Annotated in this window: 17 protein-coding genes; 10 read left to right on the forward strand and 7 right to left on the reverse strand. The window is 72.5% G+C overall.

The annotated features are described in order from the left end of the window. Positions 1–9: 9 nt before the first annotated feature. Both E6W39_RS35345 and E6W39_RS35350 read left to right on the forward strand, forming a co-directional pair. On the forward strand, positions 10–675 hold the full coding sequence (locus E6W39_RS35345; RefSeq protein WP_141636932.1) for a TMEM175 family protein: 666 nt from the start codon (positions 10–12) through the stop codon (positions 673–675). 56 nt (positions 676–731) lie between these two features. Continuing rightward, positions 732–1331 carry a cadmium resistance transporter gene (locus tag E6W39_RS35350; protein ID WP_141636933.1) on the forward strand — a complete coding sequence of 200 codons (600 nt, stop codon included), beginning with the start codon at positions 732–734 and terminating at the stop codon, positions 1329–1331. Here E6W39_RS35350 and E6W39_RS35355 read toward each other — a convergent pair. From E6W39_RS35355 to E6W39_RS35365, 3 genes are all read right to left on the reverse strand, one after another. Next, complete coding sequence (locus E6W39_RS35355; protein WP_141636934.1) at positions 1321–3087, reverse strand: DUF1003 domain-containing protein; 1767 nt, start codon at positions 3085–3087, stop codon at positions 1321–1323. The two genes, E6W39_RS35350 and E6W39_RS35355, sit on opposite strands and share 11 nt — an antisense overlap. 196 nt (positions 3088–3283) lie before the next feature. Next, on the reverse strand, positions 3284–4477 hold the full coding sequence (locus E6W39_RS35360; RefSeq protein ID WP_141636935.1) for an FAD-dependent oxidoreductase: 1194 nt from the start codon (positions 4475–4477) through the stop codon (positions 3284–3286). Positions 4478–4506: 29 nt separating this feature from the next. Continuing rightward, entirely contained in the window at positions 4507–4956 is a 450-nt protein-coding gene (locus E6W39_RS35365) for a hypothetical protein (protein ID WP_141636936.1), read from the reverse strand. Positions 4957–5060: 104 nt separating this feature from the next. Here E6W39_RS35365 and E6W39_RS43255 point away from each other — a divergent pair, with 104 nt between their 5' ends. From E6W39_RS43255 to E6W39_RS35390, 7 genes are all read left to right on the forward strand, one after another. After that, the gene (locus tag E6W39_RS43255; RefSeq protein ID WP_141636937.1) at positions 5061–5690 is read left to right on the forward strand and encodes a PadR family transcriptional regulator; all 630 of its coding nucleotides are present in this window, start codon (positions 5061–5063) and stop codon (positions 5688–5690) included. Positions 5691–5790: 100 nt separating this feature from the next. Then, entirely contained in the window at positions 5791–7104 is a 1314-nt protein-coding gene (locus E6W39_RS35375) for an ATP-binding protein (protein WP_141636938.1), read from the forward strand. Further along, positions 7101–7847, forward strand: a complete 747-nt coding sequence (locus E6W39_RS35380; protein WP_228718541.1) for a tetratricopeptide repeat protein — start codon at positions 7101–7103, stop codon at positions 7845–7847. Before E6W39_RS35375 ends, E6W39_RS35380 begins: the two co-directional genes overlap by 4 nt. Continuing rightward, the gene (locus E6W39_RS42295; protein WP_228718542.1) at positions 7805–8005 is read left to right on the forward strand and encodes a hypothetical protein; all 201 of its coding nucleotides are present in this window, start codon (positions 7805–7807) and stop codon (positions 8003–8005) included. The genes E6W39_RS35380 and E6W39_RS42295 overlap by 43 nt, the downstream gene beginning before the upstream one ends. Then, the gene (locus tag E6W39_RS42300) at positions 8002–8199 is read left to right on the forward strand and encodes a hypothetical protein (RefSeq protein WP_228718543.1); all 198 of its coding nucleotides are present in this window, start codon (positions 8002–8004) and stop codon (positions 8197–8199) included. Before E6W39_RS42295 ends, E6W39_RS42300 begins: the two co-directional genes overlap by 4 nt. Further along, complete coding sequence (locus tag E6W39_RS44365) at positions 8169–9833, forward strand: alkaline phosphatase family protein (RefSeq protein WP_181799591.1); 1665 nt, start codon at positions 8169–8171, stop codon at positions 9831–9833. The genes E6W39_RS42300 and E6W39_RS44365 overlap by 31 nt, the downstream gene beginning before the upstream one ends. A gap of 98 nt (positions 9834–9931) precedes the next feature. Continuing rightward, complete coding sequence (locus E6W39_RS35390) at positions 9932–10687, forward strand: GntR family transcriptional regulator (protein WP_141638146.1); 756 nt, start codon at positions 9932–9934, stop codon at positions 10685–10687. A gap of 45 nt (positions 10688–10732) precedes the next feature. Here the strand turns inward: E6W39_RS35390 and E6W39_RS35395 are convergent, their stop codons facing one another. The 4 genes from E6W39_RS35395 to E6W39_RS35410 form a co-directional block, all read right to left on the reverse strand. Next, on the reverse strand, positions 10733–12037 hold the full coding sequence (locus tag E6W39_RS35395; RefSeq protein WP_141636940.1) for a M1 family metallopeptidase: 1305 nt from the start codon (positions 12035–12037) through the stop codon (positions 10733–10735). Between the two features lie 20 nt (positions 12038–12057). Continuing rightward, positions 12058–15900, reverse strand: a complete 3843-nt coding sequence (locus tag E6W39_RS35400; RefSeq protein WP_228718544.1) for a Pls/PosA family non-ribosomal peptide synthetase — start codon at positions 15898–15900, stop codon at positions 12058–12060. Positions 15901–16306: 406 nt separating this feature from the next. Then, positions 16307–16699, reverse strand: a complete 393-nt coding sequence (locus E6W39_RS35405) for an SSI family serine proteinase inhibitor (RefSeq protein ID WP_181799592.1) — start codon at positions 16697–16699, stop codon at positions 16307–16309. 43 nt (positions 16700–16742) lie between these two features. Further along, complete coding sequence (locus E6W39_RS35410) at positions 16743–17120, reverse strand: ArsR/SmtB family transcription factor (protein ID WP_228718545.1); 378 nt, start codon at positions 17118–17120, stop codon at positions 16743–16745. Between the two features lie 167 nt (positions 17121–17287). Here E6W39_RS35410 and E6W39_RS35415 point away from each other — a divergent pair, with 167 nt between their 5' ends. Then, positions 17288–18394, forward strand: a complete 1107-nt coding sequence (locus E6W39_RS35415; protein WP_141636944.1) for an NADH:flavin oxidoreductase/NADH oxidase — start codon at positions 17288–17290, stop codon at positions 18392–18394. Positions 18395–18499 lie beyond the last annotated feature (105 nt).

Here is an 18499-nt window from a genome sequence, read left to right on the forward strand (position 1 = left end):
GAACCAACCATGTCCACGATCTACCACCGGGTCGCCGGCAGCAGCGTGCACCGGCTGGCCGCGATCAGCGACGGCATCTTCGCGGTGGCGATGACCCTGCTGGTGCTGGACCTGCACGTCCCGGAGCTCGGCCGGCTCCGCTCCGGGCAGCCGCTCTGGGCCCCCGGCTCGCTGCACGGCGAGGGCCAACTGCTGCACGCCTTGCTGCCGTTGGCCTCCCGGCTCGGGGTGTATCTGTTGGGTTTCCTGACCCTGGGGATGTTCTGGCTGGGCCAGCAGGCCCAGTTGGACCACTTCGTCCGCAGCGACCGGCAACTCACCTGGCTGCACCTGGCGTTCCTCGGCGGCATCTCGCTGATGCCGTTCTCCACCTCGCTGCTGGCCGAGTACGAGGCCTACCGGGTGGCGCTGCTGGTGTACTGGCTGCACCTGCTGGTGCTCGGACTGCTGCTGCTCGCCAGCCTGCGGTACGCGCGGGATGCCGGGCTGGTGCGGGCCGATGCGCCGGACGGGCTGGTGGAGGCGGCCCGGCGGCGCATCGTGGTGGCGCAACTGCTGTACGTGGGAGCGGTGTTGCTCTCAGTAGTAAGCACCTACCTCAGCGTGGCGCTGCTGGTGCTGCTCCAGCTGAACTCGGCAGTGGCCCCGAAGGTCCGTCCGCTGAACCGGTTCTGAACGGCTGTCCGCCACCGATAGCCTGTGCTCGAGCCACTGACGAACGGATCCCCTGGATGGCCGGCATCGCTCGGACCGCTGCCACGGCGGCGGGACTGTTCGCTGGGACCAACATCGACGACCTCGCCGTCCTGGCGGTGCTCTTCCTTGCCAGCCGGGCCGGCGGGACCATCCGACGCCGGCAGATCTGGGTGGGGCAGGCCGCCGGGTTCACGGTCCTGGTGGTGGCCTCGATGGTCGTCGCGCTCGGCCTGGCCGCCGTGCCCGGCGGCTGGATCGGCCTGCTCGGCCTGATTCCGTTGGCGCTGGGCATCGTGGGCCTGGCCAAAGCCGCACGGGCCCACCGCGGTGGCGGGCCAGCCCCCGTGGTTCCGGCCGGCGGCATGGTGTCGGTGATGGCCCTGACCATGGTCAACGGGGCCGACAATCTGAGCGTCTACCCGCCGGTCTTCCGCACCATCGGCACCGGGGCCGCTCTGGTCACCATCGCGGTGTTCGCCGCCGGGGTGGTGGTGTGGTGCCTGCTGGGCTCCCTGCTCGGCTCCCGCCGGAGCATCGTGAAGTTGGTCGAGCGGTGGGGACACTGGATCGTCCCCGCCGCTTTCGTCACCATCGGAGCCGTCCTGCTGCTCGGCTCCGGGGTCCTCACCCGTTGAGTTGCCGGTCGAGTAGCGTCGCGGTTCGGACGGCCTCCATGGCCGCGGCCTCGTTGGGCACCCGGGGCCTGGCGCCCAGGCCGAAGAAGCCGCCTTCGTTGTTGGCGTCGGCGACGGTCGTGGCGATCTCCATCAGGAACGCGCGGAAGCCGGTGAGTTCCTCCGGCGCGGTCCGGGCGACGGCGGCGGTGGCCTCGCGGATCGTCTTCAACGCGGGCCCCCGGTACCCGACATAGGTGGTGTCCGGCCGCAGGCCGGTCTCGAAGGTCGACGAACCCGCGAGTTCGCGGATGAAACGCCGGGGATGGCTGACGCTGGCCTCCCGCAGCAGCTTGACCATCGCGGAGAGCTCCTCGGGATCGGCGACGCCCTCGGCGAGTGCCACCAGCACGCCCGCCGCCATCAGGGACGTCCCCAGCGTTCCCCAGTCCTCGGGAGTGAAGTCCAGCTCACCCGCCCCGTCAGCGCCCGCTCCGGTCCGCAGCACCTGGAAGCCCACGTCGGCCAGCATGGCGGGAAGTCGCCGCACCATGTCCACGGCCTGCGCCCGTGCCCGATCGGACAGCAACTCCCAAGGCACCAGGCCGTCGCCCAGCGTGTCCCGCTGGCTGGGCAGCTCCGCCGCGCCGCGAGCCTTGCGGTCGCTCAGCCGGAGCTCGTACTCCCGCCGGGCCAGCAGCCGCGCCTCCTCCTGGTCGAAGTCGACGATCAGCGACGGGTCGTAGGTCGGGACCATCAGGCAGCCGATCTCGGCCAGCAGCTCACCGAGCTTGCGCGCCTGCAGGCGGTTGGCCTCCTTCAGCTCCTCCGGCAGCTCGTCCCAGGGGCGCAGTGCCGGCCGGCTGCCCGGCTCCTGCCCCGCCGCGACGGCGGCCTCCAGCCTGCTCTGATGGACGGCCCGCGCCAGCTGCCGGGTGACCTGGGTGCTGGTGTAGTCGGCCAGGCTGTCGATGACGCGGTCCTGCGCCACCAGACGCGCCTTCATCCGGCGGCATTCGTGGAGGATCGCCTCGGCATCGAGGAGGGTCTGCTCGGAACGGCGGTCGGCTGCCTTGTTCAGTACGTCCTGCCCGACCATGATCACGATCATGAAGACGAGCTGGGCCAGGGTGGACAGGAAGCTCATGAAGGCGAACGGGTACGGGTCGAACTTCTGCACGCCCAGCTCCGCCATGCCGATCCAGAGCAGCTGTGTCACGGCGGCGACGTAGAAGGCCCACATGCTGCCCAGCCGCTGGGTCAGCCAGGCGGCGATCCGGCCGTTGAGACCCGTGGTCTGGTCGACGGCCTGCGGTGCCGGCTGCACCCGGTGCCGCTGGATCCACGGGTGGGGGCTCGACTCCAGCAGGCTGACCCCGCGCCCGAGCGCGCGGTCGTGCCGGTCGAGATGCGCCTGCAGGTCCGTGACCCTCTCGAAGATCGCTTCGGCGTTCTCGTACGTCTGGACCGCCCGGTGGTCGGCGGCCATGCCCAGCACCCGCTGACCGACCAGGATGACCAGGCAGAGCACCAATTGGACCACGTTGTCCATGAACAGCAGGAACGGGAAGGGGTAGGGATCGGCGCCGCGCAGCGGCCCCAAGGTCGCCAGGGTGATCCATGCGGCGAAGACGACCAACGTGATGTAGAGGGCGGGCATCGAGCCCACCACTCGTGTTAACGCGGCCGCCACGGCACCGTTGAGACCGACCCGCTCGTCCGCGCTCGTCACTGGCTGCTGGCGCGGTAGGTCGGTCGTCGCACCGGCTGTGCTCATGCGCTGCTCCCCCCACTGGATCCGAAGCCGCTGGCGCAGCCCCGAACATGGTGACACTCACCTGTCATGACCTGTTCCGCATTTCGACCGCCGCTCGGCGGTTCGTCGACACGGAGTGGGGCGGAGCGGCCGCTGCCCCGTTGGTGGGGCGCGGCCACGGTCGCCGTCGCATGCTCGGTGGTGGGGTGAGGTTCCGTCAGGCGGCCGGGGCGGCCCAGTCGATCCGGTGGTGGAGGTGGGCCGAGAACTTCTCCGGGTTCATCAGCTTCATGCCGATCGGCATCAGCGCATCGCGCAGCACCCGCCCGACCGGGCCCGCCGCCTTGTTGCTGTTGGTGCGCTCGGTGTGCTTGATGATCCGCTCGACGCGCGGGCGGCGCAGCGCCTCGTAGCGAGCGAGGGCCTCATCCAGCGGCAGGTCCCTTGCGCAGCGCGCCAGTTCGACCGAGCTCTCGATCGCCAGCGAGGCCCCCTGACCGGAGCTGGAGGAGGGTGCGTGGGCCGAGTCCCCGACCAGCACCATCCGGCCGCGGCTCCAGTGCGGCAGCAGGGGCATGTTCTCCATCGGCCCGGTGATCAGCAGCTCGGCCGGGTCGGTGTGCCGGATCAGCTCCAGCGCCGGGGTGCGGTCCTCGGCACAGGCCTCGGCCAGCACCTTCAGCCAGCGCTCGGCCCCGTAGGCGACCGCCTCGGCCGGCGTCAGCGGCTCCGGGTGCGGCAGGTTGACGAACCAGACGGCGTTGCCGCCCACTACCTGCAGGCCGAAGAAGGCCCGCTTGCCGAAGGTCATGAACATCTTCCCGCCGGTGTCCGGCACCGCGCCCGCCAGCGTGCTCACCGAGCCGAAGCCCTGCAGTCCGGCATAGCGCGGCTGCGGGGCGGCCGGGTCGATCAAGTTCCGCACCGTGGACCGGATCCCGTCGGCGCCGACCAGCAACTCGCCGGTGGCGGTGGTGCCGTCGGCGAACTGCGCGGTGACGGCGTCCCTGCCCTCCTGGACCCCGACCAGCCGCTTGCCGTGCTCGATCCGGATGCCGCGGGCGCAGGCCTCGCCGTAGAGCGCCTGGTAGAGGTCGCTGCGCATGACCAGTCGGGTGGGCTCCAGGGTGCCGGGGTTGCCGATCTCGGCGAGCTGCCTGCCGTTCCAGCTCTGCAGCACGATCGACTTCATCGGGTCGCCGAGTCCGCGGACCAGGTCGCCGGCACCGATCGCGTCCAGTGCGGCCAGCCCGTTGGGCGCCAGGCCGAGCGCGGCGCCGACGCCCTCGGCGGTGCCGTCGTACGCCTCGTAGACGGTGGCCTCGATGCCGGCCTGCTGCAGGGCCATCGCGGTGACCGGGCCGGCGACGCCGCCGCCGATGACCAGGGCGGTGTTGATGTGGTCGGACATGTCCGGGTGCTCCTTCTGGGGTAGGTGGGTCAGGCCCGGGTGGGGTCGTCGACGGTGGGGGTGGTGCCGGTGCGGTGGGCCCGGCGGACGTCCTCCAGGTACTCGCGGGAGCACATCGCCGAGAGGATCGCGATGCCGCCGCGGTGGATGCGCACCTCGCTGTTGTCGGCGGTGCCGACCAGCCGGATCCGCGGCCCGGCGGGCTCACCGGTCGGGCCCTGGGCGTCCTTCACCCGGCCGCGAGCGGGCCAGGCCACGTCCCACTGGTCGATCACGGCGCCCTCGGGCACCAGCAGCTTGACCATGGCGCGCCGCAGGTCGATCCGGATCTCCAGCTCGGCGGGCAGTTCGGGGGAGCGCAGGTCGAGCACGACGGATCCGCTGCGCGCCTTGATCTCGAAGCTGCTGGTGGCGGTCCAGCGGCCGAGGCGCTTGGTGGTGGCGTGGTCGACGTGGATGCGCTCGATGGTGGTGATCACTTCGGAACTCCTCCGGTTCGGGACCGGCTCGCCGCCGGCCCATCCATAGTTGCACTGCAACTAGGTCCAGCGCAACTAGTTCCATCGGTAGTAGTATCCGGATCATGAGTACTGCCCCCCAGGTCCCCAAGAGCTCCCCGATCACGCTCACCGTGCTGTCGCTGCTGCACTTCAAGCCGCTGCACCCGTACGGGATGCAGCGGCTGCTCAAGCAGTGGGGGAAGGACCAGGTGGTCAACGTCGGCCAGCGCACCAGCCTCTACCGCGCCATCGACCGACTGCTGGGCGCCGGCCTGATCGCCGTCCGCGAGACCGAGCGCGACCAGCAGTACCCGGAGCGGACCGTCTACGAGATCACCGACACCGGCCGCGAGGCCACTCGCAGCTGGCTGCTGGAGATGCTGCGCGAACCCAAGTCGGAGTTCCCGGAGTTCCCGGTCGCCCTCGCCAACCTGATGCTGCTCACCCCCGAAGAAATCGAGCAGGCCCTGGCCGCCCGCCTCACCGCGGTGCGCGCCGGCCAGGCCGCCCAGCAGCGCTCACTCGCCGAGACGGCGGCGTTCGGCGTCCCCCGCGTCGCCATGCTGGAGAACGAGTACGCGGTCGCCCTGGCCACGGCCGAGGTCGACTGGCTGGAGTCGGTGATCGCCGACCTCCGTGCGGGCACCCTCACTTGGAGCGCCGAGGAGTTGATCGCCGTCGCCCAGGCCAGCGACGCCCAGGCGCCGCAGTAGGACTCGGTCCGGCGCGGGGCGGCGGGCGGGAGCTGGCTGTGCGTCAGACCAGGTCGAATGCGGTTGGTGCGGGTGGGTGGCGCCTTCGTAGGGTTGCTGCATGTTCGACGAACCAACCGACACCCCAACCGGCCCGGCCACCGCCGAGTCCCCACTGATCACAAGCCTGCGCGCGGCCGTTGCGGCGGCGCCGCACGACATACCCCTGCGCCTGCACCTCGCCGAGCTGCTGCTCGACGCCGGGCACGGGGACGCGGCGGTGGCCGAGGCCGCCCTGGTGCTCAGTCAGGCGCCCGCGGATGCGCAGGCGCGGGCTCTGCTGGCGCGGGCCATGGGCGGTGGGCCGGCGGCAGCAGCACCCGCGGAGCAACCAGCGGCTCCCGTCGAGCAGTTGGCCGGGTTCGACTGGGCCGCCGCCGCGCAGGAGATCGGGGATGCCGTCCCGCCCCGGTTCGCGGCGGAGGCTGATGCCAAGGAAGCCCCGCTCACCGTCGACGGCAGCGCAGACCCGGGCGAGGCGAACGCCTACGACGTGGACGCCCCCGACGGACCCGGCGCGGTGCGGCTCGCGGATGTCGGCGGGATGCAGGAGGTCAAGGACCGGCTGGAAGCCGCCTTCCTCGCGCCCATGCGCAACCCCGAGCTGCGCAAGCTGTACGGCAAGAGCCTGCGCGGCGGGCTGCTCCTCTACGGGCCGCCCGGGTGCGGCAAGACGTTCATCGCCCGCGCCGTCGCCGGTGAACTCGGTGCGAACTTCATCAACGTGTCGATCAACGACGTGCTCGACATGTGGATCGGCAACTCCGAGCGCAACATGCACGAGGTGTTCGAGACCGCCCGCCGGCAGGCGCCCTGCGTCATCTTCCTCGACGAGCTGGACGCACTCGGCGCCAAGCGCAGCCGCACCCAGCACAACGGCATGCGCAACACGGTCAACCAGCTGCTCACCGAGCTGGACGGCGTCAACGACGTCAACGAGGGGGTGTTCGTGCTCGCAGCCACCAACGTCCCCTGGGACGTGGACATCGCGCTGCGCCGCCCCGGCCGGCTCGACCGCACCCTCCTGGTGCTGCCGCCCGACGGCCCGGCCCGGGAGGCGATCCTCCGCTACCACCTGCGCGAACGCCCCATCGAGTCAGTCGACTTGGGCAAGCTGGTCAAGGCCACCGAGGGCTTCTCCGGTGCCGACCTCGCCCATGTCTGCGAGAGCGCGGCCGAGTCGGCGCTGCTCGACTCCGCCCGCACCGGCACCATCCGCATGATCAACACCAAGGACCTGGTGGGTGCGGCGAAGGCGATCCGGCCGTCCACCGAGCCGTGGTTCGCTGCCGCCCGCAATGTCGCGATGTTCGCCAACGAGGGCGGCACGTATGACGAGTTGCTCGCCTACCTGAAGAAGGCCCGGAAGCTGTGACGACCGCCCACCACCCGCTGGTCGAGCAGGCCGCCGCCCTGATGGCGCTCGACCGCACCGACGAGGCCCGCGCGCTGCTCGCCCGGCGGCTGGCCGACGACCCGAGCGATGTGCGTGCCTGGACGCGCCTCGCCCGCTGCCACCTCTCGGCCGAGGAGTACGAGGAGGCACTCGCCGCCACCGGCGAAGCACTGGCCCTCGCGCCCGAGGACTATGACGCCCACTGCGTCCGGGTCTACGCGCTGCGGCGCCTGGTCCGGCCGGACGAGGCCCTGGCCGAGGCCCAGGAGACCATCCGGATCAACCCGCAGCTCTGGCAGGGTTATGCCGCCCTCTCGGAGGCCCTGACCGCGTTCCAGCCCCGCTGGCCCGAGGCGCTGGAGGCGGCGGCGACCGCCGTGCGGCTCGGCCTGGACGAGGTCGATGCGCACAGCGCGCTGTGGAAGGCCGCCGTGGTCAATGGCCGCTTCGACCTGCGGCACCGGGCGGTGCTGGAGATCCTGCGCATCGACCCCCAGGATGCCTGGGCGCTCGGCGAGCGGGCCCGGATGGCCGAATGGGAGACCGCTAGGCCGCCGCTGACCGGCGCGGGCGCCAAACTGCCGGCCGCCGCCGAGGCGTTCGCCGACGCGCTCGCCGCCGCCCCCAGGCCCCGCAGGCCGAGCGGCAGCGCAAGCAGCTGGACGTGGCGGTGTTCCGGATGCTGCGCGGAACCCGCTGGCTGGCGCTGCTCTGCCTGGTGATCGCGGCCCTCGCCGCCCGGGTCTTCCCGACCGGCAGTGACCCCACGGCCCTGCCGGGGCCGCTCGGCACCCGGCTCTACGCGCTCGCCGTGATGGGCGCGGTCTGGGGCTTCGGCGCCTGGCGCCGCTACCGGGGCTGCGGGCCGGGGTGCGGATGAGCCTGTGGTCGCTGGTCCGGCGGGTGGGATGGGCGCGGCTGGTGGTCGGGCAGTCGGCCTGGTGCACGCTCACCGCCGTGGTCGTCGACACCGTGCCGTGGTCCGAACGCACCGTCCCGCAGGTGCTGTTCTGGGTGGCGCTGGTGCCGACCCTGCTCACCGTGTGGTTCGAGCGCGCCGCGATCCGCAGCTGACCCGTACGCACCATCCTGCCGTTCGTCTGGCCGACGCCGGACGTGCAACCGGGGGACCAGTCACGTCCTACCAGCGAGTCGAGAATCAACGGCTGTGTGATTGGGCTAGCCCAACCAACTGCATCACCAGCACGTCCTGCACCGCGACCAACAACGGCCTCGGTGACAACCTGGACGCGATCGGCAAGCCCTGGAAGCAGTACATCCAGTCGCAAACCAGCAACTGCCAGACCACCAGCAGCGGCAACTACGAGAACGACGACGCGCCGTTCTACTACGCCGCGAAGATGAAGAACGACACCACATATTGCGCGGCCCACTGGCAGCCGCTGCCCCAACTGCTCGACACCGACCTGAAGTCGACCGCCACCACCCCCGCCTTCGTCTGGGCCGACGCCGACTCCTGCTACGACATGGAGAACTGCGGCATCGCCTCGGGTGACACCTGGCTGAGCCAGACCCTGCCGACCCTGTTCAAGTCGCCCGCCTGGACCCAGCAGAAGTCGCTGCTGATCGTCACCTGGGACGAGGACGGCAGCAACGCCCCGGGTGGCTTCGGCCCGGGCCAGACCAACCAGGTCGCCACCGTCGTGGTCGGCTCCCAGGGCACCGTGAAGGCCGGCTACCAGGACGCCAAGCGGTACGACCACTACAGCACCGCCCGGGTGATCGAGGGCGCGCTCGGCCTGACCGCCACCATGACCAACAACGACAAGTGGGCGACCCCCTACAACGAGGTCTTCACCAGCACCGGCTCGACCGGCGGTAACACCGTCACCGTCACCAACCCAGGCGCGCAGAGCGCCACCGTCGGCACCGCGGCCTCGCTCCAGCTGACCGCGACCGACTCCGACCCGAGCCGGACCCTCAGCTACACCGCGACCGGACTGCCCGCCGGGCTGAGCATGAGCGCTGACGGCCTGATCTCCGGCACGCCGACCGCCGCCGGCAGCTCCACCGTGACCGTCACCGGCACCGACGCCACCGGTGCGTGGGGGCACCCCCGGCCGACGGCTGGGGGAGGCTCGGCCGGTTTCACGTACGGCATCAGCTCGGACGACTCGGGCTCGGCCTACACCCTCCCGATCGCCAACCCCGATGCGGAGACCGACACTTGCGGCAGCGGCAGCGGCGGCGGTGGCTACCCGGTGCAGGGCTGGACCGCGACCGCCAACCAGCCGCAGCAGGTCTGCTACGGATCGCCGACCTACCCCACCGCCGCCCAGGGCCCGCAGGCCCCGGCCGCGCCCGGCGACGCCTTCTTCGACGGCGGCCCCTACGCGTCGTCCCAGATGACGCAGACGGTCGACGTGACCGGCCAGGCCACGCAGATCGGCACCGGCACCCTGCCGTACACGCTCTCCGGCTGGCTCGGCGGCTACAGCACCCAGGGTGACAACGTCGGGGTGGTGGCGACCTTCCTGGACGCCTCGGGCGCCTCGCTCGGCACCGCCACGCTCGCCCCGGTCACGCCGGCCCAGCGCAACAACCGGACGGAGCTGATCCAGGAGCAGGCCACCGGCACCGTTCCGGTGGGCACGGCCTCGGTGCAGTTCACCGCGTCCTTCACCCGCCAGGCCGGAACGGACGACGACGGCTACCTCGGTGACCTGTCGATGAGCTTCGGCAGCTGACCTGCCCCTGAAGGCTCTGAAGTTCTGAAGGCTCTGCAGGCCGAGGCCGCTGTTCAGCGGCCTCGGCTACCCTCACCGATGTGAACCACAGCGGCGCCATGCCCTCCCCGATGCCCCTGGCGGCGGCCCGCGCCGGCGTGCCGGAACGGGGCGAGCTGCCCAAGTACTTCCAGGTCAAGCAGAAGATCGACGCGGTGCTGGACGAGTTGCGCCCCGGTGCGCCGCTGCCCACCGAGCGCCAGTTCGCCGACCGGTTCGGCGTCTCCCGGATGACGGTCCGGCAGGCCATCCGCGAACTGCGCCTGGAGGGACGGGTGCAGCGCAGCGGCCGCTCCTCGGTGGCCGGGCAGCCGAAGCTGGTGCAGCCGCTCACCCTCGCCAGCTACACCGAGGGCGTGCGCCGGCAGGGCCTGCGCCCGGGCCGCCAACTCGTGGTCTTCGAGCGGCTCGCGGCCCCGCCGGCCCTCGCGGCCGGCCTGCGGATCGAGCCTGGGGCGCCGGTCTTCCACCTGGAGCGCCTGCTGCTCGCCGACGAGGAGCGGGTGGGGCTGGAGAGCACCTACCTCTCGGCGGACCGATTCCCCGCCCTGACCGACGAGTTCGACCCGTCCACCTCGCTCTACGGCCATCTGCGGCGCAGCGGTGTGGTGTTCGCGGACGCGGACGAGCGGATCGAGACGGTGCTCGCCTCGCCCCGCGAGGTGCAGCTGATCGGCACCAGCCCGGCGCTGCCGATGCTGCTGCTGAACCGGGTGACCCGGGACGCGCAGGGCTGTCCGGTGGAGTGCGTCCGCTCGCTCTACCGGGGCGACCGCTTCAGCTTCACCGCCCGCCTGACACCCGAGCCGGACTAGCCGGGCGAGCCGGCCGGTCGGCCTGGATCAGCCGGTCGGCCTGGATCAGCCGGGGAAGGCCGGCAACGCGCCCTGGAACAGCCAGGCGTCGAAGAGCCCCGCCAACTCGGCGCCGCCGTACCGCCCGGCATGCGCCAGGAAGTCATCGGTGGTGACCACGCCGTGCCGCCGCGCGGCCGTCCACTCCCGCAGCAGCGCCGCGAACGCCTCGTCCCCGAGGGCCTGGCGCAGCGCGAAGACCGCGAGGCCGCCGCGCTCGTACACCCGGTCGTCGAACATCAGCCGGCGGCCCGGATCGGCCAGCACCAAGTCCTGCGGCAGCTCCGCCAGTTGGGCATACGCACGAGCCGCGTGGATGCTCGCCGCCGGGCCGCCCGCATGCTCGGACCAGGCCCACTCGGCGTACTTGGCGAAACCCTCGTTCAGCCAGATGTGCCGCCAGTCGGCCACCGTCACACTGTTGCCGAACCACTGGTGGGCGAGCTCGTGCGCCACCAGGCGCTCCCAACCGAGCTGGCCGTCAACGTGGTTGGTGCCGAACACCGCCATGCCCTGGGCCTCCACCGGGACGTCCAGCTCCTCATCGGCCACCACCACCGTGTAGCCGTCGAAGGGGTACGGGCCGAACAACTCGCTGAAGAACCGCATCATCTGCGGCTGCCGCCCGAAGTCATGCGTGAACCGGTCCAGCAACGCCGCCGGTACGTATGCGGTTTGCGGCACCTCGCCGGTCAGCAGCACCCGCTCCAGCGGTGCGATCGCCACCCCGACCAGATAGCTCGGGGTCGGCGCGGACTGCTCGTAGACCCAGGTGCTGCTGCTCGCCCGGGTGGTCCGGGAGAGCAGCCGGCCACCCGTCACCACCGTGTACGGCGACGGCGCGGTGAGGGACAGCAGGTACGACGCCTTGTCCGCCGGCCGGTCGTTGCACGGGTACCAGGAGGGTGCGCCGATCGGCTGACTGGCCACCAGCGCGCCGTCCGTCAGCTCCTCCCAGCCCAGCCCGCCCCACTGGCTGCGCACCGGCTTCGGGTTGCCGCTGTAGTGCACCTCGACGGTGAACGCGGCCCCCGCCGGGATCGGCCGGGCCGCCTTGACCCGCAACTTGCCGCCCCGGTGGGCGTAGTGCGCGGCCTTGCCGTCCAGCAGCACCCGGCCGATCCGGAAGTCGGCCAGGTCGAGCACGACTTCACGCAGCGGCTCCGAACCGGCCAGAGCCAGCAGCCGGGCGGTGCCGCCGAGCCGGTTGGGGCCGGGGCGGTAGTCCAGCGTCAGTTCGTAGCGGTGCACCCGGTAGCGCGGATCGCCGTGGTCGGGAAAGTACACATCCGCCTGCTTGCTGGGGCTCACCGAGCTGTCCACTCCCTGCGTCACGCCTGCCAGGCCTCGATCGGGTTGCCCAACCAGCGGGTGTCCGCCGGGACGGACTCGGCACGCATCACCAGCGAGGCCGGCCCGAGGGTGCTGCGGGCCCCGACGGTGCTGCCGGGCAGCACGATTCCGCCAGGGCCCAGCGTGGCGCCCTCGCGGAGGATCACAGTATCCAAGCGCATGATCCGGTCGTGGAAGAGGTGGGTCTGCAGCACGCAGCCCCGGTTGACGGTCACCCCGGTCTCCAGCGTGACCAGGTCGGCCTCCGGCAGCCAGTAGCTCTCGCACCAGACGCCCCGCCCGATCCGGGCACCCAGCGCCCGCAGCCAGAGCACCATCAGCGGGGTGCCCGGCACCGCGCCGACCAGCCACGGCACCGCCAGCACCTCCACGAAGGTGTCGGCCAGCTCGTTGCGCCACACGAAGCCGCTCCACAGCGGGTGCTCCACCGGACGGAACCGGCCGACCAGCAGCCACTTGGCAGCAGCCGAGACCAGCGCGGCCAGCAGCCCGGCGGCCAGCAGCACGAGGCCGCCGAGCAGCGCCATGGCCAACGGATCCCGCACCAGGCACAGCGTGAAAGCGGTCAGCACGCCCACCGCGGCCGAGCAGAACACCGGCAGCAGCCGGGCCAGTTCGACCAGGCCGCGCGCCCAGAGCAGCCGGGTCGGCGGGTCGTACGTCAGGCCCTTCTCGCCCTTCTCGGCGGCGCGCGGCAGCTTGACCGGCGGCAGGCCCAGGTAGGAGCTGCCCTTCTTGGCCTTCTTCGGAGTGGCCGACAGCACCCCGACCAGGCCGCGATCGGGCACCGCCCGACCCGGCGCGGTCATCCCGGAGTTGCCCAGGAACGCCTTGCGCCCGATCTCGGCGCGGTCGATCCGCAGCCAGCCGCCACCCAGTTCATAGGGGGCGATCAGGGTGTCGTCGGCCAGGAAGGCACCGTCGCCGACCGTGGTCAGGCTGGGCAGCGCCAGCACCGTGGAGACCTCGGCGCGCCGCCCGATCTTCATGCCGAGCAGCCGCAGCCAGACCGGGGTGACCAGGCCGGCGTAGAGCGGGAAGAGCCGCTCCCGGGCCTGGTCCATCAGCTGGCTGACCGTCCAGGCCTGCCAAGCGATCCGGCCGTGCAGCGGGTGGTGGCCGGGACGCAGGCCCAGGCTCAGCAGCCGGATCGCGGCGACCAGCAGCCCGGCGTACCCCAGGCCGAAGACCAGCGCGGCCGGCGCCACCGCCAGCAGCGCGCCACGCAGGGCGTCACCGAACGCCGCGTCCGCGGGCACGAACAGCCCGGCCAGCAGCAGCGCCGGCACGGCGGCCAGCAGCGGAAGCACCGTCAGCGCCAGGCCGGAGGCGCCGTAGGCCGCCGCCCAGCCGGAGTGGCGCGGCGGGCGCTGCCGGGGCCAGCCGCGCTCGGCCCGGCCCAGTTTGGCGGCCGGGGCGCCGCCCCAGCGCTGGCCGGTCGGCACCTGCCCGGTGACCGAGGAGCCGGGTGCGATCTCGGCCCGCTTGCCGACCCTGGCGCCCGGCAGCAGGGTGCTGCGGGTGCCGACCACGGCGGCCGAACCGACCCTGACCTGGCCGATCTCCAGCCGGTCGCCGTCCAGCCAGTGGCCGGACAGGTCGACCTCGGCCTCCACCGCGCAGCCCCGGCCGAGCCGCAGCATCCCGGTCACCGGCGGCAGCGAGTGCAGATCGACCTCGGGCCCGATCCGGCACCCCAGGGCTTGGCCGTAGCGCACCAGCCAGGAGCCGGACAGCCCGGTGGCGCCGCTCGCCTCGGCCAGCCGCTCGGCCGCCCAGAGCCGCAGGTGCACCGAGCCGCCGCGCGGATGGCTGCCCGGCTGCACCCCGCGCAGCAGCAGCCGGGCACCGCCCGCCGCGATCGCGATCCGGCCCAGCGGGCTGAACAGCACGGCGGCGCCCGCGCCGACCAGCCACCAGGAGGCGGTCGGCGCCCACGGATAGCCGCCGAGCAGGTGCAGCAGATTGCCCAGCGCCAGCAGCAGCACCGTCCAGCGCAGCCCGGTCAGGATGAACAGCGGTAGCAGCGCGAGCAGTTGGATCAGCTTGGCGCGGGTCGGCAGCGGGGTGACGGTCCGCTCGGCGCCGTCGGCCTGGGCGGTGCCCTCCAGGTGGCGGGCCAACTTGCGCAGCACCGGCTGCTGGTAGATGTCGAGCACGGCGGCGGCCGGATAGCGGCTGCGCAGCAGGGTGGTGAGCCGGGCGGCGGCCAGGCTGCCGCCGCCGATCGCGAAGAAGTCGTCGCGGGCGCTGGCCACTTGCACGCCGAGGATCTCGCTCCACTGCTCGGCGAGCCAGGCCTCGGTGCCGTAGAGCTGCTCGACCGGCCCGGTGGGCTCGGCGTCGGGCAGCGGCCAGGGCAGGGCGTTGCGGTCCACCTTGCCCGAGGTGCGGGTGGGCAGGTCGTCGACGACGGCGAGCAACGGGACCAGCGCGGCCGGCAGTTCGGCGCGCAGCCGGGCCACCGACTGCTCCCGGTCGAAGCCGTCGGAGGTGACCAGGTAGCCGACCAGCAGCTGGTTGCCGCCGCGCGCGGTGCGGACCGCGGCGGCCGCGCCGGCCACGCCGGGCAGCGCCTGCAACGCGGCGTCCACCTCGCCGAGTTCGATCCGGCGTCCGCCGAGCTTGATCTGCTCGTCGGCCCGGCCCAGGAAGACCAGGCCCTCGGGGTCGGCCCGGACCAGGTCGCCGCTGCGGTAGGCCCGGTCCCAGCCGAGCGCCGCCAGGGGCGCGTACTTCTCGGCGTCCTTGGCCGGGTCCAGGTAGCGGGCCAGGCCGACGCCGCCGATCACCAGCTGGCCGCTGCCGCCCATCGGGACCGGCTCGCCGGCCTCGTCCACCACGGCCAGCTCCCAGCCGTCCAGCGGCAGGCCGATCCGCACCGGGCCGTCACCGCCGAGCAGTGCACCGCAGGCGACCACGGTGGCCTCGGTCGGCCCGTAGGTGTTCCACACCTCGCGGCCCTCGGTGACCAAGCGCTCGCTCAGCTCCGGCGGACAGGCCTCGCCACCGAAGATCAGCAGCCGCACATCACCCAGCGACTCGGCCGGCCAGAGCGCGGCCAGCGTCGGGACGGTGGAGACCACGGTGATCTCCTGCTCCGCCAGCCAGGGGCCCAGGTCCGCGCCGCCGCGCACCTGGGAGCGGGGGACCGGCACCAGGCAGGCGCCGTGCCGCCAGGCCAGCCACATCTCCTCGCAGGAGGCGTCGAAGGCGACCGACAGGCCGGCCATCACCCGGTCGCCCGGGCCGATCGGCTCGTCCTGCAGGAAGAGCGCCGCCTCGGCATCCACGAAGGCGGCGGCGCTGCGGTGGCTGACTGCGACGCCCTTGGGCTTGCCGGTGGAGCCGGAGGTGAAGATGATCCAGGCGTCGTCCTCGGGGCGCGGCTCGCCGGCCACTGCGCCGGCGGGCTCGGTGGCCCGCGTGTCGTGCGGCTCGGCGGCCGCCGTGCTCCCCGGGGTTGCCGGGGCTGCCGGGGCTGCCGGGGTCAGGACGGTGAGCGCCAACCCGGCGCCCAGCACCGCGCTCACCCCGGCCTCGCCGAACACCAGGTCGGCCCGCTCCTGCGGGTCCTCGGCGTCCACCGGTACATAGGCGGCACCGGCGGCGAGCACGGCCAGGACGGCGACATAGAGGTCGTTGGTGCCGGACGGCACCCGGATGCCCACCCGGTCCCCGCGCCCCACCCCGGCGGCGGCCAGCCGTCGGCGCAGCGCGGCCACCTCGCCGGTCAGCGCCTGGTAGCTGAGCCGGGTGCGGCCGTCGTCCAGCGCCGGTTCCTGCGGGTGCGCGGCGGCGCTGGCGGCCAGGATCTCCACCAGGGTGCGCGGCGGCGGTGCCGGCCGCGCCGCGAAGATCGCGAGCGGGCCACCGGGCCCGCCCTGCTCACCCCAGTGGTGACCTGCGTCATGACAGCCATCCGGACCTCGTCCCTCGACCCCCGCCCGGGTCGCCGGTATGCCCCTTCCGACCTGCGGTTCTGCGTCGGATCACGGGCCCTCGGCGGCTCCGGAGCACAACAACCCGACCGATACTAGACCCGCATCATCGGCCACGGTGAGTGTCAACTCGACGCGATCAAGGCAAAACTGATGAATCGTCAGCTGTCATCTCGGTGCCGTCCGAATGAAACTGACGGATCGTCAGTCATTTTGACGATCCGTCAGATGGTTTTTCCCGATGTGACCCACTCAACAGCGTGCGGGCGTGTCGTGGTCGGCTTCGTCAGAACCGGAAGACCGGATCGGTGCGGGTGTGCAGGCCGCAGGAGTTGGCGAAGGTCTGCCGCCAGTGCACCGCCATGCCGGCCCAGCTGCCGTCGGCGGTGGCGGCGACCGGCGCGTAGAGGTCGTTGCAGAGCACCCCGGTGCGCGCCTTGAGCTGGTCGAAGTTGCCGCCGGCCAGGTCCAGTGCGTCGCAGGCGGCCCGGGCCTGCGGATGGCTGCCGTCGGCGGGGTGGCAGAGCAACTCGGCGGCGCCGATCGGTTCACCGGTCTCGGCGGCGATCACCCGGAGGGTGAGGTGCGAGTCGGGGAACGGGGTGGCCCGGGCGGGCGTGGCGGTGAGCAGGGCGAGTGCGACGGCGGACAGCGCCGCGCGGATGCGCAGGGAGATCACCCGCACAGAGCTACCACCGGCTGGGCCACCACGCCCAAACCGGTCACTCCATCGTGGGCGCGTCGCTCGCCGGATCCACCGGATGGCGCAGTGCCTCGGCGCGCGCCGCGACCAGGACCCGGTCGAGCAGACCCGGCAGCGTCTGCTCCAGGTCGGCGGTGCGCAGGGTGCTCACCCGGGAGGTGCCGCGCCGGTGCTGGCGGATCACCCCGGCCTCGCGCAGCACGCGGAAGTGGTGCGTGGTGGTCGACTTGCTGACCGGCAGGCTGAAGGCGATGCAGGCCATGTCCTGGTGCCCGTCGGCGAGCTGACGCACGATCTGCAGCCGGACCGGGTCCGCCAGGGCGTGCAGCACGGCGGCCAGGCGGATGTCGTCGGTGGCCGGCTCGGGCAGGAGGGTGGTCGTCGTGGCTTCGGTCACGGGGACAATCGTACGACTTCCTTCGTAGTTCGTCGGCCGTCGTACTTCGACGGATCTCGTAGTACGATGCCTCTCGTAGCAGCTGGCCGGTTCAGCCGGGCCCCTCCGTCCGTCGAAGTCCGTGCAGTCCGCGAAGTCCGTCCGTCGAAGTCCGTCGAGGAGTGCTGATGTCCGCCTTGTTCGAGCCGATCACCCTGCGCGAGCTCACCGTGCCCAACCGGGTGTGGATGGCCCCGATGTGCATGTACTCCGCCGCCACCGAGGGGCCGGAGACCGGTGTGGCCACCGACTTCCACCTGGCCCACCTCGCGGCCCGGGCGGCCGGCGGCACCGGCCTGGTGATCGTGGAGGCCACCGCCGTGGCGCCGGAAGGCCGGATCTCCCCGGCCGACCTCGGGCTGTGGAACGAGCGCCAGCAGCAGGCGCTGAGCCGGGTGACGGCCGCGATCAGCAGCCACGGCGCGGTACCCGCGATCCAGCTGGCGCACGCCGGCCGCAAGGCCTCCTCGCGTCGCCCCTGGGAGGGCGGCGCCGGCATCCCGGCCACCGACGGCGGCTGGCAGACCGTCGGCCCGACCGACGCCGCCTTCGGTGACCACCCGGAGCCGGACGCACTGACGGCCGAGGAGATCCAGCGCATCGTGCGGGCGTTCGGCGCGGCCGCCGAGCGGGCGCTGGCGGCCGGCTTCAAGGCCGTCGAGGTGCACGGCGCGCACGGCTACCTGATCCACTCCTTCCTCTCCCCGCACACCAACCACCGCACCGACGAGTACGGCGGCTCGTGGGAGAACCGGACGCGCTTCGCCCTGGAGGTGGTCGCCGCGATCCGCGCCGTCTGGCCCGCCGAACTGCCGGTCTTCTACCGCACCTCGGCCACCGACTGGCTGACCGAGAACACCGAGGACGCGCGCGACGGCTGGACCGCCGAGGACACCGTGCGGCTCGCCAAGGAGCTGCACCAGGCCGGCGTCGACCTGCTGGACGTGTCCACCGGTGGCCTGGTGCCGGACGCCAGGATCCCGGTGGGCCCCGGCTTCCAGGTGCCGTTCGCCAGCGCGGTGCGGGAGGGGGCCGGGCTGCCGGTCGGCACGGTCGGCATGATCACCGAGCCGGCGCAGGCGGAGGCGATCGTCGCCGAGGGGCGCGCGGACGTGGTGCTGCTCGGTCGCGAACTGCTGCGCACGCCCTACTGGGCGAACCTGGCCGCCCGCGAGCTGGGCGCGGAGCGCCGCTGGCCGACGCAGTACGGGTGGGCGGTGGGCAGCAACGCCTGACCGGGCGGGTGCCCGCTGTCCTGTGGGTGCGTGGTGCTCGCTTGGCGCCCTGTGCGTGGGTGAGCGCCTGCGTGCAACTGCGGCTGACTGAGCGCTTGCTCGCCC

Origin of the sequence: Kitasatospora acidiphila, from assembly GCF_006636205.1 — a bacterium.
Taxonomy (GTDB): Bacteria; Actinomycetota; Actinomycetes; order Streptomycetales; family Streptomycetaceae; genus Kitasatospora; species Kitasatospora acidiphila.

Coding starts and splice junctions, on each gene's coding strand:
- E6W39_RS35345 (WP_141636932.1), top strand. CDS start 10: ATGTCCACGATCTACCACCGGGTCGCCGGCAGCAGCGTGCACCGGCTG.
- E6W39_RS35350 (WP_141636933.1), top strand. CDS start 732: ATGGCCGGCATCGCTCGGACCGCTGCCACGGCGGCGGGACTGTTCGCT.
- E6W39_RS35355 (WP_141636934.1), bottom strand. CDS start 3,087: ATGAGCACAGCCGGTGCGACGACCGACCTACCGCGCCAGCAGCCAGTG.
- E6W39_RS35360 (WP_141636935.1), bottom strand. CDS start 4,477: ATGTCCGACCACATCAACACCGCCCTGGTCATCGGCGGCGGCGTCGCC.
- E6W39_RS43255 (WP_141636937.1), top strand. CDS start 5,061: ATGAGTACTGCCCCCCAGGTCCCCAAGAGCTCCCCGATCACGCTCACC.
- E6W39_RS35375 (WP_141636938.1), top strand. CDS start 5,791: ATGTTCGACGAACCAACCGACACCCCAACCGGCCCGGCCACCGCCGAG.
- E6W39_RS42295 (WP_228718542.1), top strand. CDS start 7,805: ATGCTGCGCGGAACCCGCTGGCTGGCGCTGCTCTGCCTGGTGATCGCG.
- E6W39_RS42300 (WP_228718543.1), top strand. CDS start 8,002: ATGAGCCTGTGGTCGCTGGTCCGGCGGGTGGGATGGGCGCGGCTGGTG.
- E6W39_RS35390 (WP_141638146.1), top strand. CDS start 9,932: ATGCCCTCCCCGATGCCCCTGGCGGCGGCCCGCGCCGGCGTGCCGGAA.
- E6W39_RS35415 (WP_141636944.1), top strand. CDS start 17,288: ATGTCCGCCTTGTTCGAGCCGATCACCCTGCGCGAGCTCACCGTGCCC.